Below are 24,105 nucleotides of genomic sequence, written 5' to 3'. Positions count from 1 at the left end.
GACGCTTGTAAAACGCTTACTGTATAATATGGCTATTATCTAGGGTCTGCCAAGGAGGCATTTTGGGTGAGTCAACTTTTGAAGCAAGACAATCCGAATCTTGAATCACTAGATGACGAGGAAATTTTACACCTTGTTCATCGTGGACATCGACAGGCGTTGGAACATTTGATTCAGAAGTATAAAGGGTATGTCAGAGCAAAGGCGAGGACGTACTATTTAATTGGGGCGGATCGAGAAGATATTATTCAAGAAGGTATGATTGGACTTTACAAGGCAATTCGCAACTTTGATGGGGACAAGCTTGCGTCATTTAAAGCGTTTGCAGAGCTCTGTATCACGCGACAAATGATTACAGCGATTAAGACAGCAACTCGTCAAAAGCATATTCCTTTGAACTCATACGTATCGCTTGATAAACCAATTTTCGAGGAAGAGTCAGAGCGGACACTTCTTGATGTCATAGCGGGATCGACGGCTGTTGATCCGCAAGAGTTGCTCATTCATCGAGAGAAATATACGGACATGGATCGTAAATTATCTGAGTTATTAAGTGGTTTCGAGCGAAATGTCCTACAGCTGTACTTGGATGGCTATACGTATCAAGAGATTTCCGTCAAGCTCCAACGACATGTTAAATCGATTGACAATGCACTACAGCGTGTTAAACGCAAGCTCGAGCATATTTTGGAAGCTGCTTCAGCTAGCGTTTATTAATGATTGATGATCTGTTGTATTTTTCTGTGTCATTAATTGACATAATGAAAACAGCGTGCTACATTTAAAGACGTATAATGTCAATGTCAGGATGATACAATGACGAAAAAAATTGTTTTAACATGCTCAGTTTGTTTAAATAGAAATTACACGACTCAAAAAAGTGATGCTGCCACATCAAAGCGAATGGAAGTCCGCAAATTTTGCAAAACATGTGGCATTCATACGATACATCGAGAAACAAAATAAGAATAGTCTTTACGGCGACGTTTGGGGGGACAAGCATGAAACTCGTCCAATTTTTCAAAAATGTATCACGTGAAATGAAAAAGGTCAGCTGGCCTAAAGGGAAAGAATTGTTTAGTTATACGGTGACCGTTATTACGACAGTTGTTTTTGTGGCTGTGTTTTTCGGTGTAGTTGATTTAGGCATTTCGCAGTTTTTGAATGCATTTTTTGAATAGAACCAGTCTAAATATGCTATAATACTATTATATACGACTTGATTAAAAAACCCGGATGTCACGGGTTTTTTAATATTGTCTTTTTAGGTTGTTAGATTTACAAGGACTAGTGTCGCTTGTAATGATAGGTTGATGTGTTGAGTGAGCGTCTGTTTTGCTTTTAGTCTTGATTTTCGTGTGCTTACATATCGCCATCGAAGATAAGTGACGTAATAACTGATGTAAAGTCAGCTCATAAACGATACAAACGATGCACTTAGGGCGAGTGCAGTAAAAAGTAATGAAGTCCCAATTTAATTAAAGGGAGGGAAGGGCAGTTACGTGTCCTGTTTAAATGGAAAAAAATTGGTATGTGGTTCACACGTATTCTGGTTATGAGAACAAAGTGAAGACGAACTTAGAGAAGCGCGTTGAGACGATGGGGATGGAAGATCATATTTTCAGAGTGATCGTGCCTGAAGATGAAGAAACCGAGATCAAGGATGGTAAAAAGAAAGTTTCCAAGAAAAAAACTTTCCCAGGTTATGTGCTCACGGAAATGATTATGACAGACGATTCTTGGTATGTAGTCAGAAATACACCAGGCGTTACAGGGTTTGTCGGTTCAAGTGGTGGTGGGTCAAAACCAACTCCGCTATGGCCGGATGAAGTTGACGCCGTTTTGAAACGGATGGGCTTGAAAGAAAGCGTTGTTCAAATTGACTTTGAAATTAAAGAAAATGTTAAAGTGACAGATGGACCGTTCAGCGATTTCACAGGAACGATAGAGCATATTGATATCGACAAGCAAAAGGTTAAGGTCCACGTCAACATGTTTGGAAGAGAAACACCAGTGGAGCTCGATTTTTCTCAAATCGAAAAGTTGTAACGGGTGACGCCCTTTAAGAAACTGAGTCGAAGAGAAGGTTGGTAAATGTTCCAATCCGACACTTAAAGGAAAAAACCTTGCATTTTTCTCGTTTTCATGCTAAAATTCTTTTGTTATTCACGGCCATGACTTGAGACAATGGCTATAGATGAGTGGGAGGGTTGAAAAGACCCTATTACCACATCACGGACGTTAAGGAGGTGTGTCTCGTGGCTAAAAAAGTAATTAAGCTCGTTAAATTGCAAATCCCTGCAGGTAAAGCAAACCCTGCGCCACCAGTAGGACCGGCACTCGGTCAGGCGGGTATCAACATCATGGGATTCTGTAAGGAATTCAACGCACGTACACAGGAACAGGCTGGTATGATCATTCCAGTCGAGATTACGGTATTTGAAGACCGTTCGTTTACGTTTATTACGAAAACGCCACCTGCAGCAGTATTGTTGAAAAAAGCAGCAGGTGTTGAATCTGGTTCAGGTGAGCCTAACAAAAATAAAGTTGCTGCCGTTAAACGCGATCAAGTAAAAGAAATCGCAGAAACGAAAATGCAGGACTTAAACGCTGCTGATGTAGAAGCAGCTATGCGTATGGTTGAAGGAACAGCACGCAGCATGGGTATTACAATCGAAGACTAATGTCGGAGTTGGATGCCGTCAGTGATTTTTGTGGGCGATCATAAAAATCACTGTCTCCTTTCAACCGTTGTCAAGCTTTATAAAAGCAACGCGCTTTTATAAGTGGGAGGTATTACCGTTATAACCACAATAGAGGAGGAAACAACAGAATGGCGAACAAAAGCAAAAAGTATCAAGAAGCTATAAAGCTTGTTGATCGTACAAAAGCCTATGAGATAAAAGAAGCTGTTGAGCTTATTAAGCAAACAGCTAAAGCTAATTTTGATGAAACTGTCGAAGTCGCTTTTCGTCTCGGGGTTGACCCGAAAAAAGCTGACCAACAGATTCGTGGGGCAATGGTATTGCCACATGGTACAGGTAAAACACAACGTGTACTCGTATTTGCAAAAGGTGAAAAGCTTAAAGAAGCTGAAGCTGCAGGTGCGGACTTTGTTGGAGATCAAGATATGATCAACAAAATCAACCAAGGCTGGTTCGATTTTGACGTGATCGTTGCAACACCAGACATGATGGCTGAAGTCGGTAAATTAGGTCGTGTACTTGGACCAAAAGGTCTTATGCCAAACCCTAAAACAGGCACAGTCACATTCGAAGTGGAAAAAGCTGTTAAAGATATTAAAGCTGGTAAAGTTGAATATCGCGTAGATAAATCAGCTAACATTCACGTTCCGATCGGTAAAGTGTCATTTGATGACGATAAATTGATTGAGAACTTTACAGCAATCACGGATACAATCGTTAAGGCTAAGCCTCAAGCTGCAAAAGGCACTTACATGAAAAACGCTGTTATTGCGTCAACAATGGGCCCTGGCATTAAAGTAGATGTATCCAATTTCACACGCTAAAAACAGTTGACATACTCGGTATATTTTTGTATACTTGAGTGCGTTGATCAAATATAATAGTTATACCGTAGACAGTAGGAGCGCTTCGTCGCTTAAAAAATAATCCTGCCGAGGTGTTTTAACAGCGAAAGCATCCGTTAAATGCTTTGTTGGGAAACCTCCATGTCTATGTGGAGGTTTTTTATATGGCAAGAAACGAGCGTGATTTGCGCCAAGCGCATTGATACGAGAAACGATGCCACGTTTCCAATACACCGGTATAGCGACAACGAATTGGAGGTGGAACAATGTCCAGTATTATTGAAGAGAAAAAGCAATTGGTACAAGACATTACTGATAAATTCCGTGCTAGCCAATCAACGATTTTGGTAGATTACCGTGGTCTTGATGTAGCTGAAGTAACTGAATTACGTAAACAGCTAAGAGATGCAGGCGTAGAATTCAAGGTTTACAAAAATTCTATGACAAAGCGCGCAGCTGAGAACGCTGAAATGTCCGAGCTTACAGAAGCTTTAGTTGGACCAACAGCGGTCGCATTCAGTAATGACGATATCATTGCGCCAGCAAAAATTTTGAACGGTTTTGCAAAAGAACACGAGAACCTCGAAATTAAAGCTGGTGTCATTCAAGGTAAGATTGCAACGCTTGATCAAATTAAAGAGCTTGCTGACCTACCGAACTACGAAGGTATGGTCTCTATGCTTCTTAGCGTACTTCAAGCACCTGTACGTAACTTCGCATATGCTGCTAAAGCAATTGCTGAGCAAAAAGAAGAACAAGGTGCGTAAACCTATTTTAAATATTAATTAAAAGCCTAATGAGGAGGAAATATATCATGACTAAAGAACAAATTATTGATGCAATAAAAGAAATGTCAGTTCTTGATCTAAACGATCTTGTTAAAGCAATTGAAGAAGAATTTGGTGTAACTGCTGCAGCACCTGTTGCTGTTGCTGGTGGAGCTGCTGGTGGCGACGCTGCTGAAGAACAAACTGAATTTGATGTTGTTCTTACAGATGCTGGCGCATCAAAAATCAAAGTTGTTAAAGCTGTTCGCGAAATCACAGGTCTTGGCCTAAAAGACGCTAAGGATCTTGTAGATAATGCACCTAAAGCTGTTAAAGAAGGCGTATCAAAAGAAGACGCTGAAGAAGTTAAAGGTAAGCTAGAAGAAGCTGGCGCATCTGTAGAAGTAAAGTAAGTTGTTAAAAAGAAAGCTCGTCGATCCATTCCGACGGGCTTTCTATATCTTTCTCCGGGCAATGGAATGTTGGTATACGTACGAACTTCACCGAACGTGGTAGTGTTTAAATGGCTCAGACAATCCTGTGTTCGCAGCATGGTTGTAGCTATTAGAAACGCATGTTTTTCCACCGCGGCATACAAAAGTGACATACATTAAAACCGTAAAAGCGGGTGCTTATATGACCGAACATTACTTTTCCCAAAAACCCCAATCAAAAAGCTCACCAAAGATGTGGCACCACTCATTAAGAGGAAAAACATATCGATTTACAAGTGACTACGGCGTGTTTTCCAAGCGAGAAGTCGATTTTGGATCGCGTATGCTGATTGAACAATTTAGGGAACCAAAACCTTTAGGTGATATTCTCGATCTTGGCTGTGGCTATGGGCCAATAGGTATTACGTTAGCACACGTCTATGAGGATCGCCATATTGTTATGGCCGATGTTAATGAGAGGGCTTTGAATCTTGCAGCTCAAAATGCACAATTGAACAATGTCCATAATGTGTCAACAGTTCAAAGTGATCGGTTTTCAGGACTAACGGGCCGTTCTTTTGCTGCTGTTGTGACGAATCCGCCGATTCGGGCAGGGAAGAAGGTTGTTCACACCATGTTTGAGGAAAGCAAAGACATGTTGGTTGCTGCTGGAGAGTTGTGGGTTGTTATTCAAAAAAAGCAAGGCGCACCCTCGGCCAAGGATAAACTATTGGATATTTTTGGTAACGTAGACGTTGTTGCGCGAGATAAAGGATACTATATTTTAAAAGCAGTGAATGTTTGACCATGAAATAAACATGTGGTAATATAGTTTAATGCTAATATGGAATTTTCCTGTCAAGCAGAACTTTTGTTGGAATGTATATTTTATTGCCGACCGGAAATAATGGTAAAATGGGGCAAATGGGTCATTACAATGTGTGGGGATTGCGTTACATAATATTCCTGCTTTATTTCAACGAATAGGTATAGCTGCAGGAAACAGGGAGGTCGTGACACGAAAACACCAAAATTGGATTATGTACGTGTCATTTTACTTTTTCTGTTTTTTTAATGAGACGCCTAAAAAGGTTCTAAAAAAATTATATACGATTTGTTTTAATAGAACAAGTCCCGATTGTGAAACTGAGTTATTGTGACTTATGGCGTTTAAAATGAGGGAAAGCCTCCAAACGAATTTAACAATGTGTCTTAAACCGATATTCGCCACTTGGTGAATAGAAGGTTTTCATTATAGAAGTCATTTTTCATCAATTCAAGCGTTGGATAAATGCATGATTTAAGGGGTGAAGCAGTTGGCAGGTCAACTAGTTCAATATGGAAGACACCGTCAGCGCAGAAGCTATTCACGAATTAGCGAAGTGCTGGATCTACCGAATTTGATCGAAATTCAAACCGCATCGTATCAATGGTTTCTTGATGAAGGATTGCGAGAGATGTTCCAAGACATTTCACCGATCGAGGATTTCACAGGAAATTTATCCCTGGAGTTTGTCGACTATAGTTTGGGTGAACCTAAATACCCAGTCGATGAAGCGAAGGATCGCGACGTCACATATAATGCACCACTACGTGTGAAGGTTCGCCTAATTAATAACGAAACTGGTGAAGTAAAAGAACAAGAAGTTTTCATGGGTGATTTCCCACTTATGACAGATACAGGAACGTTCGTTATTAACGGTGCGGAACGTGTTATCGTATCACAGCTTGTTCGTTCACCAAGCGTCTATTATAGTGAAAAAATTGACAAGAACGGCAAACGTGGTATTACAGCAACTGTTATACCAAATCGTGGTGCCTGGCTTGAGTTCGAAACAGATGCAAAAGGTGTGGCTTACGTTCGCATCGATCGTACCCGTAAACTACCAATCACAGTGCTGTTACGCGCGCTTGGATTTGGTACAGATGAGGAGATCATCGATTTAATAGGTGATAATGAACACCTTAAAAATACGCTGGATAAAGATAATACCGAAAATCCAGAGAAGGCCCTTTTAGAAATCTATGAAAGACTTCGTCCGGGCGAGCCACCAACCGTTGAAAACGCTAAAAGTTTGCTCGTTTCAAGATTCTTTGATCCAAGACGATATGATTTGGCTCATGTTGGACGTTATAAGATTAATAAAAAGCTCGATATAAAAAATCGCTTGTTTAATCAAGTGCTGGCTGAATCAGTCGTTGATCCAGAAACTGGTGAGGTTATTGCGCAAAAAGGCGATAAGCTCGAGCGAAAGCTACTCAACAAGATTATTCCTTTGCTTGAAGCTGATGATCATAAGCTCGGCGAAAAAATTGTAGAGCCTCATGAAGGTGTTTTAGACGAAGAGGTATACTTGCAATCAGTCAAAATCATCGACCCAACGGATCCTAGCGGTGAACGGGAACTGACGGTAATAGGTAATGCAGCAGTTGATGCATCTATCAAAAATGTCACACCTGCAGACATTGTCGCGTCAATCAGTTATTTCTTTAACCTGCTATATCAGGTTGGGCAAACGGATGACATTGACCACTTAGGTAACCGACGTCTCCGTTCAGTTGGAGAGCTTTTACAAAATCAGTTCCGTATCGGATTATCACGGATGGAGCGTGTCGTTCGCGAGCGTATGTCCATTCAGGATACATCAAGCATTACACCACAGCATCTGATTAATATTCGTCCGGTTATCGCTTCCATCAAAGAGTTTTTCGGAAGCTCACAGCTGTCACAATTCATGGATCAAACAAACCCGTTAGCAGAGCTGACACATAAGCGTCGTTTATCTGCACTTGGACCAGGTGGTTTGACGAGAGAACGTGCAGGGTTTGAGGTGCGTGACGTACATTATTCTCACTACGGCCGTATGTGCCCGATTGAAACACCAGAGGGACCGAACATCGGCTTGATTAACTCTTTGTCTTCTTTTGCAAAGGTTAATAAGTTTGGCTTTATTGAGACGCCGTACCGTCGCGTTGATCCAGAAACAGGTGCCGTTTCTGCTGAAATTGACTATCTTACAGCTGACGAAGAGGATAATTATGTTGTTGCCCAGGCGAATGCAAGACTTTCTGAGGACGGTCATTTCATCGATGATGAAGTTATTGCACGTTTCCGTGGCGAAAACACAATTGTACCTCGTGAACAACTAGATTACATGGACGTTTCGCCGAAGCAGGTTGTGTCAGCGGCGACTGCGTGTATTCCATTCCTTGAAAATGATGACTCTAACAGAGCATTAATGGGTGCGAACATGCAACGTCAGGCTGTGCCATTGCTACAGCCTGAAGCACCAATTGTTGGTACTGGTATGGAATATGTATCTGGAAAAGATTCTGGTGCAGCCATTATCTGTCGTCATGAAGGCATTGTTGAACGGGTCGAAGCGAATCGCATTGAAGTTCGTCGCGTGTCGCGTGTTGATGGTAAAGAGGTTCAAGGTGATCTCGATCGTTATCGTCTACAGAAGTTTATCCGTTCTAACCAAGGAACATGCTATAATCAGCGACCAATTATTCAACAAGGTGATCACGTCGTTAAAGGTGAAATCCTGGCTGACGGTCCATCTATGGAAGATGGGGAACTCGCACTTGGACGAAATGTTATGGTCGGATTTATGACATGGGAAGGTTACAACTATGAGGATGCCATCATTATGAGCGAACGGCTTGTAAAGGATGACGTTTATACCTCTATTCATATTGAAGAATATGAATCTGAATCCCGTGATACGAAGCTGGGACCAGAAGAAATTACGCGCGACATTCCAAACGTCGGTGAGGAAGCGCTCAAAAACCTTAATGAACAAGGCATTATCCGAGTTGGCGCTGAAGTCAAGGATGGAGATATTCTTGTTGGTAAGGTCACGCCAAAAGGTGTAACAGAGCTATCTGCTGAAGAAAGATTGCTACATGCTATTTTTGGCGAAAAGGCTCGTGAAGTACGTGACACGTCACTCCGTGTTCCGCATGGAGCAGGTGGTATCGTTCTTGATGTTAAGATCTTTAATCGCGAAGATGGCGATGAGTTGCCACCTGGCGTCAATCAGCTCGTTCGTGTTTATATTGTACAAAAGAGAAAAATTTCCGAAGGCGACAAAATGGCAGGACGTCACGGAAATAAAGGGGTTATATCAAAAATACTCCCTGAAGAAGATATGCCATATCTGCCAGACGGCACACCGATAGATATTATGCTTAACCCATTAGGTGTTCCTTCACGTATGAATATTGGACAGGTGTTTGAATTACACCTAGGGATGGCAGCACGATTACTTGGTATTCACGTTGCTTCTCCAGTTTTCGATGGTGCGAATGAGGAAGATGTATGGGAAACGCTAGAAGAAGCGGGCATGGCTCGGGATGCCAAAACAATACTCTATGACGGACGTACTGGAGACCCATTTGACAATCGTGTATCAGTTGGGATTATGTACATGATCAAGCTGTCACACATGGTTGATGACAAACTCCACGCCCGTTCAACCGGTCCATACTCTCTCGTTACACAGCAGCCATTAGGCGGTAAAGCCCAATTTGGTGGACAGCGTTTCGGTGAGATGGAAGTGTGGGCACTAGAAGCATATGGTGCTGCTTATACACTGCAAGAAATTTTGACTGTGAAGTCTGATGATGTTGTCGGTCGTGTTAAAGCATACGAAGCCATTGTTAAAGGCGAAAACGTTCCTGAACCAGGTATACCGGAGTCCTTTAAGGTGTTAATTAAAGAGCTCCAAAGCTTGGGAATGGATGTCAAGATGCTTTCTAGTGATGAATCGGAAATAGATATAAAAGAACTTGAAGAAGAAGAAACGCAGGCAGCGAGCAAGTTTAATCTGGAAATGGAAGACCGTTAATCGAGCTGAGTGGGCTTTATCACATTAAGCGGTAAAGCCCTATCAGCAGATTCATTCCGTAAACAGATTCAGTTCTATGGCAAATTTGGACTCAAATAAAGGGAGGTTGGCTCCTTGCTGGATGTAAATAACTTTGAGTATATGAAAATTGGTTTAGCCTCGTCAGAAAAAATTCGTTCGTGGTCTCACGGCGAGGTCAAAAAGCCGGAAACAATTAACTACCGCACATTGAAGCCAGAGAAAGACGGTTTATTCTGTGAGCGTATTTTCGGCCCTACAAAAGATTGGGAATGTCACTGTGGAAAATACAAGCGTGTCCGTTACAAAGGCGTCGTTTGTGACCGCTGTGGTGTTGAAGTAACGAAAGCCAAAGTGCGTCGTGAACGTATGGGGCATATTGAGCTTGCCGCACCAGTATCACATATTTGGTATTTTAAAGGTATTCCAAGTCGAATGGGCCTTGTTCTCGATATGTCACCAAGGGCGCTTGAAGAAGTCATTTACTTCGCAGCCTATATTGTGACAGAACCGGGTGACACCCCACTCGAGAAAAAGCAGCTTTTAGCTGAAAAAGAATATCGCGCATATTATGATAAGTACGGTAAATCCTTCAAAGCAGAAATGGGCGCAGAAGCGATTCGTAAGCTGTTAGAAGACATTGATCTCGAAAAGGAAGTTGCAACACTGAGAGAAGAGTTGAAAACAGCTCAGGGGCAAAGAAGAACTCGAGCAATCAGACGCCTAGAAGTGATCGAAGCTTTCCGTAACTCTGGCAATGAGACATCTTGGATGATTCTCGATGTTCTCCCAGTTATTCCACCTGAAATTAGACCAATGGTACAGCTTGATGGTGGACGTTTTGCGACGTCTGACTTGAATGATTTGTATCGTCGTGTAATTAACCGTAACAACCGTCTCAAGCGTTTGCTTGATCTCGGTGCACCGAGCATCATTGTTCAAAACGAAAAGCGTATGCTACAGGAAGCTGTAGATGCTTTGATTGACAACGGTCGCCGCGGTCGTCCAGTTACGGGACCAGGGAATAGACCATTAAAGTCACTTTCTCACATGTTAAAAGGTAAGCAGGGACGTTTCCGTCAAAACTTACTCGGTAAACGCGTTGACTATTCAGGTCGTTCAGTTATTGTCGTTGGTCCGAGCTTGAAGATGTATCAATGTGGTTTGCCTAAGGAAATGGCACTTGAGCTCTTTAAGCCATTTATTATGAAAGAGTTAGTGAAAAAGGGCATTGCCCATAATATAAAGTCTGCTAAGCGTAAGATTGAGCGCGTCCATCCAGAAGTATGGGATGTATTGGAAGAGGTCATTAAAGAACATCCGGTTCTTTTAAACCGTGCACCTACATTGCACCGTCTCGGCATTCAGGCATTCGAGCCGACACTCGTAGAAGGGCGTGCCATCCGATTACACCCGCTCGTTTGTACAGCATATAACGCTGACTTTGATGGTGACCAAATGGCTGTCCACGTACCACTCTCAGCTGAAGCTCAAGCAGAAGCACGCATCTTAATGCTCGCTGCACAGAACATTTTAAATCCGAAAGATGGTAAACCGGTTGTTACACCATCACAGGATATGGTTCTAGGGAATTATTATTTAACCATGGAACGTGAAGGTGCAGTTGGAGAAGGTCGTGTGTTTAAAGATACGAATGAAGCGCTGATTTCATATCAGAACGGCTATGTTCATTTGCATACACGTATCGCTGTTCAAGCATCTAGCTTGAATAATAAGACGTTCAACGAAAAGCAAAATCAACAGCTGCTGCTTACGACAGTTGGTAAACTGATTTTCAATGAAATTTTACCTGAAACATTCCCTTATATTAACGAACCAACAAAGTTTAATCTCGAGTTTGAGACACCAGATAAATACTTTGTTGATTCAACTGTAGATATTAGGAAAGAAATTCAAGAGCGTGAGCTCGTTGCACCATTTAAAAAAGGCATTCTCGGCGATATTATTGCTGAAGTGTTCAAGCGATTTAAAATTAGCGAAACATCTAAAATGCTTGACCGCATGAAGGATCTTGGGTTTAGATATTCCACTAAAGCAGGTATGACTGTTGGTGTATCTGATATCGTTGTTCTTGCTGAAAAAGGAACCATCCTTGATGAAGCACAAGAAAAAGTCGATAAAGTGTTGAAACAGTTTAGACGTGGTTTAATTACCGATGAAGAGCGTTATGACCGTGTTATTTCGATCTGGTCTGATGCGAAAGACGTCATTCAGGATAAACTGATGCAATCACTCGACAAGCGTAACCCAATCTTGATGATGCAGGATTCTGGTGCGCGTGGTAACGCATCTAACTTCACCCAGCTTGCTGGTATGCGTGGTCTGATGGCCAACCCGGCTGGTCGTATCATTGAATTGCCGATCAAATCAAGCTTTAGAGAAGGTCTCACCGTATTGGAATACTTTATTTCCACACACGGTGCACGTAAAGGACTTGCAGATACGGCACTTAAGACAGCTGACTCTGGTTATCTGACACGTCGTCTCGTTGACGTTGCTCAGGATGTTATTGTCAGAGAAGGTGACTGTGGTACTGATCGCGGGCTTGATATTACAGCGCTAACCGATGGCTCTGAGTTGATCGAACCACTTATTGACCGTTTAATTGGTCGAACAGCATTTGAAACAATCGTTCATCCGAATACAAATGAGGTCATTGTCGGATTTGATGAGATCATCACTGAAGATCAAGCGAAAGTGATTGTTGAAGCTGGAATCGAAAAGGTAACAATTCGAACAGCCTTTACATGTAATACAAAGCATGGCGTATGTCAGAAATGTTATGGCCGTAACCTAGCAACAGGAGCCGAAGTGGAAGTCGGTGAAGCGGTTGGTATCATCGCTGCTCAGTCAATTGGTGAACCAGGTACACAGCTTACAATGAGAACATTCCACACAGGTGGCGTTGCAGGAGACGATATCACGCAAGGTTTACCGCGTATTCAGGAGCTCTTCGAGGCGCGTAATCCTAAAGGTGAAGCCGTTATTAGTGAAATCTTTGGTGTCGTTGAAGACATTAAAGAAGTAAAAGATAAGCAAGAAATTGTGATTAAAGGCGATGTGGAAGAACGTTCCTATGCTGTTCCTTATAACGCTCGCCTACGTGTATCAATTGGTGATCAAGTTATTGCTGGTCACGAACTCACAGAGGGTTCTGTTAACCCGAAAGATCTACTCCGCGTACAAGGTGTAGAAGGTGTTCAGGCATATCTCCTCCGTGAAGTACAACGGGTATACCGCATGCAAGGTGTTGAAATTGGCGATAAGCACGTTGAAGTGATGGTTCGTCAAATGATGCGCAAGATGCGTGTGATTGATGCAGGCGATACGAACGTCTTGCCAGGTTCATTGCAGGAAATTCACCAATTTAAGGAAGCAAACACATCCGTCCTTAATGAAGGTGGTCAACCAGCAGTTGGCGAGCCAGTCTTACTCGGTATAACGAAGGCATCCCTCGAGACAGATTCCTTCTTATCTGCGGCTTCATTCCAGGAGACGACTCGTGTCCTGACTGATGCAGCGATCAAAGGTAAGCGTGATGACCTTCTCGGCTTAAAAGAAAATGTCATCATCGGTAAGCTTGTCCCAGCAGGAACAGGTATGCACCGTTATAGAAAGATACAACCAGATGCTGATGAACCATTGGTACCAGAAGTAGAGGATGAAACGGAAGAAATCCAGACTGAAACAATTCAGTAGGCCACGAATAGATGGATTGTTATCTTTGGGGATGTTGGATGCCGTTTTAAATTTTTTGACAGTAGGAGGATGCCTTTTTCAGGTGTCCTCAGCTACTGTTTTGAACGAAAGGTCTTTTTAGACAGATAAAACGGATAAATTCCAGTTGACATTGAAAAATGATAATGATACTATATTCAAGGTACTTCCGATAAATGTTGCTTTGGAGGATATGCATATGTCTTATGATAAAGTGACTCAAATGCAGTCTCGAGTCATTATCGGAGTTAAGCAAACGCTTAAGGCTATGAAAAAAGGCGATATTACCGAGGTGTACATTGCTGATGATGCTGAACCGCACATCACTATGAAAATTGCCACTGTGGCCAAAGAGCTTGATATACCATGTATTCGCGTCGCTTCAATGAAGGAGCTTGGCGTTGCGTGCGGTATAGAGGTTGGCGCATCTACCGTGGGAATCAAACGGTAGTCGTTTGTGGAGCCTTGTATAGAGGCGTTGTTTTTTGCCAAAAAATGAACCACCTGGACGTGTGGTATTACAAACACCCTCGAAAACGGTGGATTCAAGAATTATTTTCAAACATGGGAAAGGAGGAAAATCATAATGCCTACAATTAATCAGCTCGTCCGTAAAGGTCGTGTGAACAAACCAAAGAAGTATGACTCACCAGCTTTGAACAAAGGCTATAACAGCTTCAAGAAAAAGTTTACTGATCAAAACTCTCCGCAAAAACGCGGTGTTTGTACACGTGTTGGTACTTTGACTCCTAAGAAGCCGAACTCAGCGTTACGTAAATATGCGCGTGTTCGTCTTTCAAATAACATGGAAGTTACAGCATACATTCCTGGAATTGGTCACAATCTCCAAGAACACAGTGTTGTATTAATCCGTGGTGGTCGTGTAAAAGACTTACCTGGTGTGCGTTATCACATTGTTCGTGGAGCGCTCGATACAGCAGGTGTTGACGGTCGTGCACAAGGACGTTCAAAATACGGAACAAAAAGAGCTAAGAAAAAATAATGTAACACCAAAACGGGTGTTGTCATCATAAGATTCGGGAAAGGAGGGGGACATATGCCACGTAAAGGACCAGTACCAAAGAGAGACGTTTTGCCAGATCCCCTATATCAATCAAAATTAGTTACACGTCTTATTAACCAAATTATGATTGATGGACAGCGAGGAAAAGCACAAAAGATTTTATATAAAGCGTTTGAACTTGTTGGAGAAAGAAGCGGTCAAAATCCGATGGAAGTCTTCGAACAAGCTATGAAGAACGTTATGCCAGTACTTGAAGTCCGTGCACGTCGTGTTGGTGGTTCGAACTACCAAGTACCAATGGAAGTACGCCCAGAACGTCGTCAAGCACTTGGACTACGCTACATCGTGAACTACTCACGTCTACGCGGAGAAAAAACAATGGAAGAACGCTTAGCAAATGAAATTCTTGATGCGTCTAACAACACAGGAGCATCTGTTAAGAAACGCGAAGAATTGCATAAAATGGCTGAGGCCAACAAAGCGTTTGCTCATTACCGCTGGTAAAACCCAAAAACTTTATGATAGAAAGGAGAAGAATACATGGCTAGAGAGTTCTCCTTGGAAAAGACACGCAATATCGGAATTATGGCTCATATCGATGCCGGAAAAACGACAACGACAGAGCGTATTCTTTTCTATACAGGACGTATTCATAAAATAGGTGAAACGCATGAAGGTGCGTCACAGATGGACTGGATGGAGCAGGAGCAAGAGCGTGGTATTACAATCACATCTGCTGCTACAACTGCCCAGTGGAAAAACCACCGCATTAACATTATTGATACACCAGGTCACGTGGACTTCACTGTTGAAGTAGAACGTTCACTACGAGTTCTTGACGGTGCTGTTACAGTACTTGATGCTCAGTCCGGTGTTGAACCACAAACGGAAACAGTATGGCGTCAAGCAACGACATATGGTGTTCCAAGAGTTGTATTCATCAACAAGATGGATAAAATCGGAGCAGACTTCTTGTACGCAACTGGCACTTTGAAAGATAGACTTGGAGCAAATGCGCATCCAGTTCAAATGCCAATCGGTGCAGAGGATCAGTTCAATGGTATTATTGATCTGATCAACATGGAAGCACACTTCTACCTTGATGATCTAGGCACAAAAGATGAATCTCGTGAAATTCCTGAAGAGTACAGGGATGAAGCAGAGCAACTACGTGCTGAACTCATTGAAGCAGTATCTGAGCTAGATGAAGAGTTAATGATGAAGTTCCTCGAAGGTGAAGAAATCACGAACGAAGAACTTACGAGAGCGATTCGTCAAGCGACATTGAATGTTGAATTCTACCCAGTATTTTGTGGTTCTGCATTCAAAAACAAAGGTGTTCAGCTTCTGTTGGATGGTGTTATTGAGTACTTACCAGCACCAACTGACGTTGCCGACATCGAAGGTATTTTACCAAATAGTGAAGAAAAAGTAACCCGACCATCTTCTGATGATGCACCATTTGCTGCATTGGCATTTAAAGTAATGACAGATCCATATGTCGGTAAACTTACATTCTTCCGCGTATATTCCGGTGTTCTTAAATCCGGTTCTTACGTACAAAACACAGCGAAGGATAAGCGCGAGCGTGTTGGTCGTATTCTCCAAATGCATGCTAACTCTCGTGAGGAAATCTCTGAAATTCATGCAGGTGAAATCGCTGCAGCTGTTGGCTTGAAAGATACAGCTACAGGGGATACACTTTGTGATGAAAAGAACCAAGTTATCCTTGAGTCAATGGAATTCCCAGATCCAGTTATCTCGGTTGCGATTGAACCAAAAACAAAAGCAGACCAAGATAAAATGGGTATTGCACTCGGTAAACTTGCTGAAGAGGATCCAACCTTCAAAACTGAAACAAACACTGAAACAGGCCAAACGATTATTTCCGGAATGGGTGAACTTCACCTTGACGTTATCGTTGACCGTTTGAAGCGCGAATTCAAAGTAGAAGCTAACGTAGGTGCACCACAGGTTGCATACCGCGAAACATTCCGCAGCGGTGCTGAGGTTGAAGGTAAATTCATCCGTCAGTCTGGTGGACGCGGACAGTACGGACACGTTTGGGTCAAATTTGAACCAAATGAAGAAGGTGCTGGCTTTGAATTTGAAAACAAAATCGTTGGTGGTGTTGTTCCACGCGAATACATTCCTTCAGTTGAAGCAGGTATTAGAGAAGCAACTGAAAGTGGTGTTCTTGCAGGCTATCCACTGATCGACATTAAAGCAACCTTATACGATGGAAGCTATCACGATGTTGACTCAAACGAAATGGCCTTTAAAATTGCAGGCTCCATGGCACTCCGTGCAGCTAAAACGAAATGTAATCCAGTTCTTCTCGAACCAATGATGAAAGTTGAAGTCGTTGTTCCTGAAGAGTACATGGGTGACATCATCGGTGACGTAACATCACGTCGCGGCCGTATGGAAGGTATGGAAGCACGCGGTACAGCTCAGGTTATTAATGCGTATGTTCCATTGGCAGAAATGTTTGGTTATGCAACTGCATTACGTTCAAACACACAAGGTCGTGGACAGTATTCAATGCATTTTGACCACTATGAAGAAGTACCAAAGAGCATCTCAGAAGAAATCATTAAGAAAAACGCCGGTGAATAATTGATTTTTTCGGCTGTCTGAAGTATAACATTGAGTAAAGGCTACAAATAATCTATTCTAATTATTTTTAGCTGAACCAATATAATATTATTTTATTTATCTAAAGGAGGAACTCTAAATGGCTAAAGAAAAATTTGATCGCTCGAAATCCCACGTGAACATTGGTACAATTGGACACGTTGACCACGGTAAAACAACTTTAACTGCTGCTATTACAACAGTTATGCACAAAAGAAACGGTTCTGGTTCCGCTATGGCATATGACCAGATTGACGGTGCTCCAGAAGAAAAAGAACGCGGTATTACAATCGCAACTTCACACGTTGAGTATGAAACAGAAACACGTCACTATGCACACGTTGACTGCCCAGGCCACGCTGACTATGTTAAAAACATGATCACTGGTGCTGCTCAGATGGACGGAGCTATCCTTGTTGTATCTTCAGCAGATGGCCCAATGCCACAAACACGTGAACACATCCTACTTTCACGTAACGTTGGTGTACCTTCAATCGTAGTATTCCTTAACAAAACAGATATGGTAGACGATGAAGAACTACTTGAACTCGTTGAAATGGAAGTACGTGATCTATTAACTGAATACGACTTCCCTGGTGACGATGTACCTGTTATCAAAGGTTCTGCTCTTAAAGCACTTGAAGGTGACGCAGAATACGAAGAAAGAATCGTTGAATTGATGAATGAAGTAGATGCTTACATTCCAACTCCAGAACGTGACACAGACAAGCCATTCATGATGCCAGTTGAGGACGTATTCTCAATCACTGGTCGTGGTACAGTTGCAACTGGCCGTGTTGAACGTGGTCAAGTTAAAGTCGGTGACGAAGTTGAAATCATCGGTCTTTCTGAAGAACCAGGAAAAACAACTGTTACAGGTGTTGAAATGTTCCGTAAGCTTCTTGACTATGCAGAAGCAGGCGACAACATTGGTGCGTTGCTTCGTGGTGTAAACCGTGAAGACATCAACCGTGGACAAGTATTGGCTAAGCCAGGTTCAATCACACCACACACAAACTTCAAAGCTGAAGTTTATGTTCTTTCAAAAGAAGAAGGTGGACGTCATACGCCATTCTTCGCTAACTATCGCCCACAGTTCTACTTCCGTACAACGGACGTAACTGGTGTTATCCAATTGCCAGAAGGCGTTGAAATGGTAATGCCTGGCGATAACATTGAAATGGACGTTGAGCTCATTTCACCAATCGCTATCGAAGACGGTACACGCTTCTCTATCCGTGAAGGTGGACGTACAGTTGGATCAGGCGTTGTTTCTTCAATCCAGAAGTAATAACTGATCAAATTTTATAAAAGCTAAACAGGCAGCCTGTGCACAGGTTGCCTGTTTTTTTCTTCCTACTGTTAGCAGTTATCTAAGACATTTAAGGCTATACTTCTATTATACGATTTATGCGGCTGCTCACCTTGGTATGCGGCTAATTTTGAATATATGCGGCGCTTTTTCTAGATATAGGTGAGTTTTAGATTTTATAAGATTGAAGTGATCTTTATGCGGCTTGAATAGAATATATGCGTTCTAAGTGATACATTCCGTCATATATATCTTAGCCTTGATCACGCTTTTCGACGAAGCGCACACCTTTCTCGCTGTCCTGATTATGATGTGCAATGATGTATTTGTGTCTGCTAGATGCAGATTAAGAAAAGGCTCATAACATGAAAGAACGTAAATCATGTCAATTTAACATTAGAGAGCTATTTTTTTATAAAAAAGCCTTGGTACACTTGCAAATGAAGGGTATAACCCGTATAATATAAAAATGTGCGATCAGAAGGATTTTCTTCAAAAAAGGTTGCATTGACCACGTTTATTCTATATAATATGAATGTTGGTCATAAAAGTCCGTTTGGAACGGGTGTAGTCAGCCGACATCCGGCGCGGACGCTAACGAGATGCGATGATGTGAAAGGTTGTTGGAACACCCGGCCCCTTTGCCATGGCGGGCGACCAAGAAATTTTCACGGAGTAAGTCTATTATAAAATGGGCGTAAAGGAGGGAAAGTAATGGCAAAAGAGAAGATCAGAATTCGTCTTAAAGCGTACGACCACCGTATCCTTGATCAGTCTGCAGAGAAAATCGTAGAAACAGCAAAACGTTCTGGAGCGAGCGTGTCTGGACCGATTCCATTGCCTACGGAAAAGTCTGTATACACTGTTTTACGTGCGGTGCACAAGTACAAGGATTCACGCGAGCAATTCGAAATGCGCACACATAAGCGCTTAATCGATATTGTTAACCCAACACCGAAGACGGTAGATTCGCTTATGCGACTAGACTTGCCATCAGGTGTTGACATCGAAATCAAATTATAATCAATCATGGTTTATTCATAGGAGGTGTAACGGATGACGAAAGGAATCTTAGGTAGAAAAATTGGCATGACACAGCTTTTTTCCGAAGACGGAGAATTAGTTCCAGTAACAGTTGTGCAAGCTGAAGCAAACGTAGTTCTACAGAAGCGGACACTTGAAAACGACGGCTATGAAGCTTTGCAACTCGGTTTTGCTGACAAAAAGCCAGTACAGATGAACAAAGCAGAAAAAGGTCATGCTGAAAAAGCAAACACGACCCCTAAGCGCTGCGTTCGTGAAATCCGTCATGCGGATCTTGACGCATATGAAGTCGGTCAAGAAGTCAGCGTAGATGTATTTGAGGTTGGCGAAAAAGTTGATGTAACAGGAACATCCAAAGGGAAAGGTTTCCAAGGCTCAATCAAACGTCATAATCAAGCACGTGGCCCAATGTCACACGGGTCTCATTATCATAGAAGCCCAGGTTCACTTGGTGCTGTTGATCCAATGCGCGTATTTAAAGGACGCCCTTTACCAGGTCAAATGGGTGGCGACCAAATTACGATTCAAAACCTTGAAATCGTGAAAGTCGACACAGAACGCAACCTACTTCTTATTAAAGGTAACGTACCTGGCGCTAAAAAATCATATGTCAAAATAACAAGTTCAATTAAAGGCGATAAATAATAATTGACACGAAGGGAGGATATGTCATGCCTAAAGTAGCATTGTTCAAACAAGACGGTTCTCAAGCCGGCGAACTAGAATTAAATGAATCTGTTTTCGGCATTGAGCCGAACACTCACGTACTTCATGAAGCTGTTGTGATGCAACGCGCATCAATGCGCCAAGGCACACACGCTGTCAAAAACCGTTCAGCAGTAAGCGGCGGCGGACGCAAACCATGGCGTCAAAAAGGTACCGGACGTGCGCGTCAAGGTTCCATTCGTTCACCACAATGGGTTGGCGGTGGCGTTGTATTCGGACCAACTCCACGTAGCTACAGCTACAAGTTACCAAAGAAAGTACGTCGACTCGCATTAAAATCAGCATTGTCATCAAAAGTAAAAGAAGACAATCTTGTTGTACTCGATAGCATTCTATTTGAAGCACCGAAGACAAAAGACATGGTTAGCATGTTAAACGCATTGAACGTTGAAGCTAAAACACTCATCGTTACTGCTGTGGAAGAAGAATTTGTCGCACGCTCTGCAAGCAACCTTCAACATGTGAAAGTTGTTAGCGTTGATCAAATGAATGTTCTTGACTTGCTGATGCATGACAAGCTGATTCTAACCAAGGAAGCAGCTGAAAAAGCAGGGGAGGTGCTTGGATAATGAAAGATCCACGCGATATTATAAAGCGCCCAGTCATTACAGAACACTCTGCTGATTTGATGGCAGACAAAAAATACACGTTCGAAGTTGATCCTAAAGCAAATAAAACAGAGATTAAACTTGCTGTAGAGCAGGTTTTCAATGTTAAAGTGGTTAAGGTCAATACATTGAACCTAAAAGGTAAATTCAAGCGGATGGGTCGTTATGGCGGCTACCGTTCAGATCGTAAAAAAGCGATCGTGCAGCTTTCAGAGGACTCAAAAGACCTCGACTTTTTCGAAGGCTAAAATCAGAATAAGCAAGGAGGGAAAACACGATGGCTATTAAGAAGTTCAAACCTACCTCAAATGGTAGACGTAATATGTCTGTTTCAGATTTCGCTGAAATCACAACAGACACACCAGAAAAATCATTGCTTAGTCCTTTGTCAAAACGCGGCGGACGTAATAACCAAGGTAAGCTGACTGTTCGTCATCAAGGTGGCGGTCACAAGCGTCAATACCGTATTATCGACTTCAAGCGTGACAAAGACGGCATACCAGGACGCGTTGCTACGGTCGAATATGATCCAAACCGTACAGCGAACATCGCTTTGATCCATTACGCAGATGGTGAAAAACGTTACATCCTAGCACCAAAAGGACTTAAAGTCGGTCAGGAAATCGAGTCAGGTGAAAATGCTGATATCAAAGTCGGTAACGCATTGCCACTCGGCAACATTCCGGTCGGTACAATCATTCACAACGTTGAATTGAAACCAGGACGCGGCGGACAGCTTGCACGCTCTGCTGGTGCAGAAGCACAGCTACTAGGTCGTGAAGGTAAATACACACTTGTACGCCTTGCATCTGGAGAAGTTCGTTTAATCTTAACAACATGCCGTGCAACAGTCGGTCAAGTTGGTAACATTGAGCATGAGCTTATCCGTGTTGGTAAAGCAGGACGTTCCCGCTGGCTTGGCAAGCGCCCAACAGTTCGCGGATCTGTTATGAACCCTAACGATCACCCACACGGTGGTGGTGAAGGACGCGCACCTATTGGTAGACCGTCACCAGTATCACCATGGGGCAAACCAACCCTTGGTTACAAAACACGTAAACGTAACAAAGCAAGTGATAAGTATATTGTACGTAAACGCAAAAAATAATGGGATAACGAGAAGATGCCCCCAAGCATCGCTCAACTCTGGAAGGAGGCTTTTCCTATGGGTCGTAGTTTGAAAAAAGGACCTTTCGCTGATGATCATCTCTTGAAAAAAGTAGATGAGCTCAATGAGTCTGATAATAAAAAAGTAATCAAAACATGGTCTCGCCGTTCGACGATTTTCCCAACATTCATAGGCCACACGATCGCTGTATATGATGGACGCAAGCATGTGCCTGTCTATATTACAGAAGATATGGTCGGTCATAAGTTGGGTGAGTTTGCCCCTACACGTACGTTTAAAGGGCACGCTGGCGATGACAAGAAAACTAAACGCTAAAGAGAGGAGGCATTAAAACATGCAAGCTAAAGCCGTTGCGAAAACTGTTCGTATTGCTCCTCGTAAAGCACGTCTAGTCGTTGATCTGATTCGAGGAAAAGATGTTGGAGAAGCAATCGCTATCCTGCGTCATACACAGCGTGGCGTTTCTCCCGTCATTGAAAAAGTACTAAACTCTGCTATTGCGAATGCTGAACACAACTACGAAATGGACACAGACAACTTGTTTGTATCTGAAGCATATGTCAATGAAGGCGTAACACTCAAACGTTTCCGCCCTCGCGCCCAAGGTCGGGCAAGCAGAATTAATAAACGCACAAGCCACATTACGGTGGTTGTATCAGAAAAGAAGGAGGGATAGTTAGTGGGTCAAAAAATTAATCCTACTGGTCTGCGTATCGGTGTCATTAAAGACTGGGAATCTAAATGGTATGCAGACAAGTCATATGCAGACCTGTTGCATGAAGATATTAAGATCAGAGAATACCTTGAAAACCGGTTACAGACTGCTTCGGTCTCCTCTATTGAAATTGAACGTGCAGCCAACCGGATCAACATTACAATTCATACAGGCAAGCCAGGTATGGTTATTGGTAAAGGTGGTTCTGAGGTTGAATCACTCCGTAAAGCACTAAATAGCCTTACAGGCAAGCGTGTACACATTAACATCGTTGAAATCAAAAAAGTAGACTTAAACGCGAAGCTCGTTGCTGAAAATATCGCACGTCAATTGGAAAACCGTATTTCCTTCCGTCGTGCTCAAAAGCAGACTATCCAGCGTACAATGCGTGCCGGAGCAAAAGGAATCAAGACACAAGTTTCAGGACGTCTTGGTGGAGCTGACATTGCCCGTGCCGAACACTACAGTGAAGGAACTGTACCACTACACACATTGCGTGCCGACATTGATTACGGTCATGCAGAAGCAGATACAACTTATGGTAAGTTAGGTGTCAAAGTGTGGATTTATCGTGGAGAAGTCCTTCCGGAAAAACCAAAAAATTAAGGAAGGGGGATATGCATTATGTTAATGCCTAAACGTGTCAAATATCGCAGACAGCACCGTGGCCGCATGAAAGGTATGGCTAAAGGTGGAACAACAGTTGCATTTGGTGAATACGGCCTGCAAGCACTTGAATCAACATGGATTACAAGTCGTCAAATTGAAGCAGCACGTATTGCTATGACCCGTTACATGAAGCGTGGCGGTAAAGTATGGATCAAAATTTTCCCGGATAAGCCTTATACAGCAAAACCCCTAGAGGTTCGTATGGGTTCCGGTAAAGGTGCACCAGAAGGCTGGGTAGCCGTTGTAAAACCAGGAAAGATCATGTTTGAAATTGCTGGCGTATCGGAAGAAGTTGCACGCGAAGCATTGCGTCTTGCTTCCCATAAGCTACCGATCAGAACTAAGTTTGTAAAACGTGAAGAAATTGGTGGTGAATCCAATGAAGGCTAATGAAATCAGAGAACTGACCACTGCCGAAATTGAACAAAAAGTAAGGTCATTGAAAGAGGAACTGTTTAATCTTCGCTTTCAACTGGCAACTGGACAATTGGAAAACACTGCACGTATCCGTGAAGTGAAAAAAGCAATTGCTCGCATGAAAACTGTCGTACGTCAACGTGAACTAAGCGTTAACAACTGATTATGAGAGGAGGTTCCCTCACTATGACTGAACGTAATAATCGTAAAGTATACACTGGCCGTGTTGTATCCGACAAAATGGATAAAACAATCACTGTTTTGGTCGAAACGTATAAGTTTCATACCTTATATGGTAAACGTGTAAAATACTCGAAGAAGTTCAAAGCACATGATGAAAACAACCAGGCAAAAACAGGTGACGTGGTTCGTATCGCTGAGACTCGTCCACTTTCAGCCACAAAACGCTTTCGTCTGGTCGAGATCGTGGAAGAAGCGGTCATTATTTAACCAAGTTCGCTCGG

General features: G+C 42.6%; 27 protein-coding genes and 1 other annotated feature. All 27 genes read left to right on the top strand.

The window, feature by feature from the left end; all coding sequences use genetic code 11:
• Nucleotides 1-66: 66 nt before the first annotated feature.
• The 27 genes from sigH (at nt 67) to rpsQ (ending at nt 24,091) form a co-directional block, all read left to right on the top strand.
• Complete coding sequence (gene sigH, locus HPC67_RS14060) at nt 67-717, top strand: RNA polymerase sporulation sigma factor SigH (RefSeq protein ID WP_217589012.1); 651 nt, start codon at nt 67-69, stop codon at nt 715-717.
• Between the two features lie 99 nt (nt 718-816).
• Nucleotides 817-966 (top strand): 50S ribosomal protein L33, encoded by a 150-nt coding sequence (gene rpmG / locus HPC67_RS14055; protein ID WP_217589010.1) that lies wholly within the window; start codon nt 817-819, stop codon nt 964-966.
• 35 nt (nt 967-1,001) lie between these two features.
• On the top strand, nt 1,002-1,181 hold the full coding sequence (gene secE / locus HPC67_RS14050; protein WP_217589009.1) for a preprotein translocase subunit SecE: 180 nt from the start codon (nt 1,002-1,004) through the stop codon (nt 1,179-1,181).
• A gap of 334 nt (nt 1,182-1,515) precedes the next feature.
• Entirely contained in the window at nt 1,516-2,049 is a 534-nt protein-coding gene (gene nusG, locus HPC67_RS14045; RefSeq protein WP_217589008.1) for a transcription termination/antitermination protein NusG, read from the top strand.
• A 209-nt stretch (nt 2,050-2,258) separates the two neighbouring features.
• Nucleotides 2,259-2,684 (top strand): 50S ribosomal protein L11, encoded by a 426-nt coding sequence (rplK, locus tag HPC67_RS14040; protein WP_217589007.1) that lies wholly within the window; start codon nt 2,259-2,261, stop codon nt 2,682-2,684.
• Nucleotides 2,685-2,833: 149 nt separating this feature from the next.
• Nucleotides 2,834-3,529, top strand: a complete 696-nt coding sequence (gene rplA, locus HPC67_RS14035) for a 50S ribosomal protein L1 (RefSeq protein WP_217589006.1) — start codon at nt 2,834-2,836, stop codon at nt 3,527-3,529.
• A gap of 47 nt (nt 3,530-3,576) precedes the next feature.
• Nucleotides 3,577-3,722 (top strand) — a sequence feature (ribosomal protein L10 leader region).
• A gap of 94 nt (nt 3,723-3,816) precedes the next feature.
• Entirely contained in the window at nt 3,817-4,317 is a 501-nt protein-coding gene (gene rplJ, locus HPC67_RS14030) for a 50S ribosomal protein L10 (RefSeq protein WP_217589005.1), read from the top strand.
• A gap of 47 nt (nt 4,318-4,364) precedes the next feature.
• Nucleotides 4,365-4,730, top strand: coding sequence for a 50S ribosomal protein L7/L12 (rplL, locus tag HPC67_RS14025; RefSeq protein WP_217589004.1), 366 nt, complete (start codon nt 4,365-4,367; stop codon nt 4,728-4,730).
• A 223-nt stretch (nt 4,731-4,953) separates the two neighbouring features.
• Nucleotides 4,954-5,556 carry a class I SAM-dependent methyltransferase gene (locus HPC67_RS14020; RefSeq protein WP_217589003.1) on the top strand — a complete coding sequence of 201 codons (603 nt, stop codon included), beginning with the start codon at nt 4,954-4,956 and terminating at the stop codon, nt 5,554-5,556.
• Between the two features lie 511 nt (nt 5,557-6,067).
• Complete coding sequence (rpoB, locus tag HPC67_RS14015) at nt 6,068-9,604, top strand: DNA-directed RNA polymerase subunit beta (RefSeq protein ID WP_217589001.1); 3,537 nt, start codon at nt 6,068-6,070, stop codon at nt 9,602-9,604.
• A 114-nt stretch (nt 9,605-9,718) separates the two neighbouring features.
• On the top strand, nt 9,719-13,342 hold the full coding sequence (gene rpoC, locus HPC67_RS14010; RefSeq protein WP_217588999.1) for a DNA-directed RNA polymerase subunit beta': 3,624 nt from the start codon (nt 9,719-9,721) through the stop codon (nt 13,340-13,342).
• Nucleotides 13,343-13,559: 217 nt separating this feature from the next.
• A complete protein-coding gene (locus tag HPC67_RS14005; protein WP_217588997.1) occupies nt 13,560-13,811 on the top strand; it encodes a ribosomal L7Ae/L30e/S12e/Gadd45 family protein in 252 nt (83 codons plus the stop codon).
• Between the two features lie 135 nt (nt 13,812-13,946).
• Nucleotides 13,947-14,363: a 30S ribosomal protein S12 gene (rpsL, locus tag HPC67_RS14000; protein WP_217588995.1), complete on the top strand. Its 417-nt coding sequence runs from the start codon at nt 13,947-13,949 to the stop codon at nt 14,361-14,363.
• A gap of 54 nt (nt 14,364-14,417) precedes the next feature.
• Nucleotides 14,418-14,888, top strand: a complete 471-nt coding sequence (gene rpsG / locus HPC67_RS13995; protein WP_217588994.1) for a 30S ribosomal protein S7 — start codon at nt 14,418-14,420, stop codon at nt 14,886-14,888.
• Between the two features lie 36 nt (nt 14,889-14,924).
• Nucleotides 14,925-17,003, top strand: a complete 2,079-nt coding sequence (gene fusA / locus HPC67_RS13990) for an elongation factor G (RefSeq protein WP_217588992.1) — start codon at nt 14,925-14,927, stop codon at nt 17,001-17,003.
• A 118-nt stretch (nt 17,004-17,121) separates the two neighbouring features.
• Nucleotides 17,122-18,312, top strand: coding sequence for an elongation factor Tu (gene tuf / locus HPC67_RS13985; protein ID WP_217588990.1), 1,191 nt, complete (start codon nt 17,122-17,124; stop codon nt 18,310-18,312).
• A 735-nt stretch (nt 18,313-19,047) separates the two neighbouring features.
• Nucleotides 19,048-19,356 (top strand): 30S ribosomal protein S10, encoded by a 309-nt coding sequence (gene rpsJ, locus HPC67_RS13980; RefSeq protein WP_156645055.1) that lies wholly within the window; start codon nt 19,048-19,050, stop codon nt 19,354-19,356.
• Between the two features lie 33 nt (nt 19,357-19,389).
• Entirely contained in the window at nt 19,390-20,022 is a 633-nt protein-coding gene (rplC, locus tag HPC67_RS13975; RefSeq protein WP_217588988.1) for a 50S ribosomal protein L3, read from the top strand.
• 26 nt (nt 20,023-20,048) lie between these two features.
• Nucleotides 20,049-20,672: a 50S ribosomal protein L4 gene (gene rplD, locus HPC67_RS13970; RefSeq protein ID WP_217588986.1), complete on the top strand. Its 624-nt coding sequence runs from the start codon at nt 20,049-20,051 to the stop codon at nt 20,670-20,672.
• Nucleotides 20,672-20,959 (top strand): 50S ribosomal protein L23, encoded by a 288-nt coding sequence (gene rplW, locus HPC67_RS13965; protein WP_217588985.1) that lies wholly within the window; start codon nt 20,672-20,674, stop codon nt 20,957-20,959. Before rplD ends, rplW begins: the two co-directional genes overlap by 1 nt.
• A gap of 29 nt (nt 20,960-20,988) precedes the next feature.
• Complete coding sequence (rplB, locus tag HPC67_RS13960; protein WP_217588983.1) at nt 20,989-21,819, top strand: 50S ribosomal protein L2; 831 nt, start codon at nt 20,989-20,991, stop codon at nt 21,817-21,819.
• Between the two features lie 57 nt (nt 21,820-21,876).
• Complete coding sequence (rpsS, locus tag HPC67_RS13955) at nt 21,877-22,155, top strand: 30S ribosomal protein S19 (protein ID WP_217588981.1); 279 nt, start codon at nt 21,877-21,879, stop codon at nt 22,153-22,155.
• A 19-nt stretch (nt 22,156-22,174) separates the two neighbouring features.
• Nucleotides 22,175-22,516, top strand: a complete 342-nt coding sequence (gene rplV / locus HPC67_RS13950) for a 50S ribosomal protein L22 (RefSeq protein WP_217588979.1) — start codon at nt 22,175-22,177, stop codon at nt 22,514-22,516.
• A gap of 3 nt (nt 22,517-22,519) precedes the next feature.
• Nucleotides 22,520-23,161 carry a 30S ribosomal protein S3 gene (gene rpsC, locus HPC67_RS13945; RefSeq protein WP_217588974.1) on the top strand — a complete coding sequence of 214 codons (642 nt, stop codon included), beginning with the start codon at nt 22,520-22,522 and terminating at the stop codon, nt 23,159-23,161.
• A gap of 18 nt (nt 23,162-23,179) precedes the next feature.
• Nucleotides 23,180-23,614 (top strand): 50S ribosomal protein L16, encoded by a 435-nt coding sequence (gene rplP / locus HPC67_RS13940; protein WP_217588972.1) that lies wholly within the window; start codon nt 23,180-23,182, stop codon nt 23,612-23,614.
• A complete protein-coding gene (rpmC, locus tag HPC67_RS13935) occupies nt 23,604-23,804 on the top strand; it encodes a 50S ribosomal protein L29 (protein WP_217588969.1) in 201 nt (66 codons plus the stop codon). The genes rplP and rpmC overlap by 11 nt, the downstream gene beginning before the upstream one ends.
• A 23-nt stretch (nt 23,805-23,827) precedes the next feature.
• Nucleotides 23,828-24,091 carry a 30S ribosomal protein S17 gene (rpsQ, locus tag HPC67_RS13930; protein WP_217588967.1) on the top strand — a complete coding sequence of 88 codons (264 nt, stop codon included), beginning with the start codon at nt 23,828-23,830 and terminating at the stop codon, nt 24,089-24,091.
• Nucleotides 24,092-24,105 lie beyond the last annotated feature (14 nt).

Origin of the sequence: Lentibacillus saliphilus, from assembly GCF_019093865.1 — a bacterium.
Classification (GTDB): Bacteria; Bacillota; Bacilli; order Bacillales; family Amphibacillaceae; genus Lentibacillus_B; species Lentibacillus_B saliphilus.
The sequence above is the reverse complement of the archived record's forward strand: the minus strand, read 5'-3'. Positions and strand labels throughout refer to the sequence as shown.

What these genes read in the sequence shown, in the direction of transcription:
- rpmG (WP_217589010.1), top strand. Translation starts at nt 817, where the DNA reads ATGACGAAAAAAATTGTTTTAACATGCTCAGTTTGTTTAAATAGAAAT.
- secE (WP_217589009.1), top strand. Translation starts at nt 1,002, where the DNA reads ATGAAACTCGTCCAATTTTTCAAAAATGTATCACGTGAAATGAAAAAG.
- nusG (WP_217589008.1), top strand. Translation starts at nt 1,516, where the DNA reads ATGGAAAAAAATTGGTATGTGGTTCACACGTATTCTGGTTATGAGAAC.
- rplA (WP_217589006.1), top strand. Translation starts at nt 2,834, where the DNA reads ATGGCGAACAAAAGCAAAAAGTATCAAGAAGCTATAAAGCTTGTTGAT.
- rplJ (WP_217589005.1), top strand. Translation starts at nt 3,817, where the DNA reads ATGTCCAGTATTATTGAAGAGAAAAAGCAATTGGTACAAGACATTACT.
- rplL (WP_217589004.1), top strand. Translation starts at nt 4,365, where the DNA reads ATGACTAAAGAACAAATTATTGATGCAATAAAAGAAATGTCAGTTCTT.
- HPC67_RS14020 (WP_217589003.1), top strand. Translation starts at nt 4,954, where the DNA reads ATGACCGAACATTACTTTTCCCAAAAACCCCAATCAAAAAGCTCACCA.
- HPC67_RS14005 (WP_217588997.1), top strand. Translation starts at nt 13,560, where the DNA reads ATGTCTTATGATAAAGTGACTCAAATGCAGTCTCGAGTCATTATCGGA.
- rpsL (WP_217588995.1), top strand. Translation starts at nt 13,947, where the DNA reads ATGCCTACAATTAATCAGCTCGTCCGTAAAGGTCGTGTGAACAAACCA.
- rpsG (WP_217588994.1), top strand. Translation starts at nt 14,418, where the DNA reads ATGCCACGTAAAGGACCAGTACCAAAGAGAGACGTTTTGCCAGATCCC.
- fusA (WP_217588992.1), top strand. Translation starts at nt 14,925, where the DNA reads ATGGCTAGAGAGTTCTCCTTGGAAAAGACACGCAATATCGGAATTATG.
- tuf (WP_217588990.1), top strand. Translation starts at nt 17,122, where the DNA reads ATGGCTAAAGAAAAATTTGATCGCTCGAAATCCCACGTGAACATTGGT.
- rpsJ (WP_156645055.1), top strand. Translation starts at nt 19,048, where the DNA reads ATGGCAAAAGAGAAGATCAGAATTCGTCTTAAAGCGTACGACCACCGT.
- rplC (WP_217588988.1), top strand. Translation starts at nt 19,390, where the DNA reads ATGACGAAAGGAATCTTAGGTAGAAAAATTGGCATGACACAGCTTTTT.
- rplD (WP_217588986.1), top strand. Translation starts at nt 20,049, where the DNA reads ATGCCTAAAGTAGCATTGTTCAAACAAGACGGTTCTCAAGCCGGCGAA.
- rplW (WP_217588985.1), top strand. Translation starts at nt 20,672, where the DNA reads ATGAAAGATCCACGCGATATTATAAAGCGCCCAGTCATTACAGAACAC.
- rplB (WP_217588983.1), top strand. Translation starts at nt 20,989, where the DNA reads ATGGCTATTAAGAAGTTCAAACCTACCTCAAATGGTAGACGTAATATG.
- rpsS (WP_217588981.1), top strand. Translation starts at nt 21,877, where the DNA reads ATGGGTCGTAGTTTGAAAAAAGGACCTTTCGCTGATGATCATCTCTTG.
- rplV (WP_217588979.1), top strand. Translation starts at nt 22,175, where the DNA reads ATGCAAGCTAAAGCCGTTGCGAAAACTGTTCGTATTGCTCCTCGTAAA.
- rplP (WP_217588972.1), top strand. Translation starts at nt 23,180, where the DNA reads ATGTTAATGCCTAAACGTGTCAAATATCGCAGACAGCACCGTGGCCGC.
- rpmC (WP_217588969.1), top strand. Translation starts at nt 23,604, where the DNA reads ATGAAGGCTAATGAAATCAGAGAACTGACCACTGCCGAAATTGAACAA.
- rpsQ (WP_217588967.1), top strand. Translation starts at nt 23,828, where the DNA reads ATGACTGAACGTAATAATCGTAAAGTATACACTGGCCGTGTTGTATCC.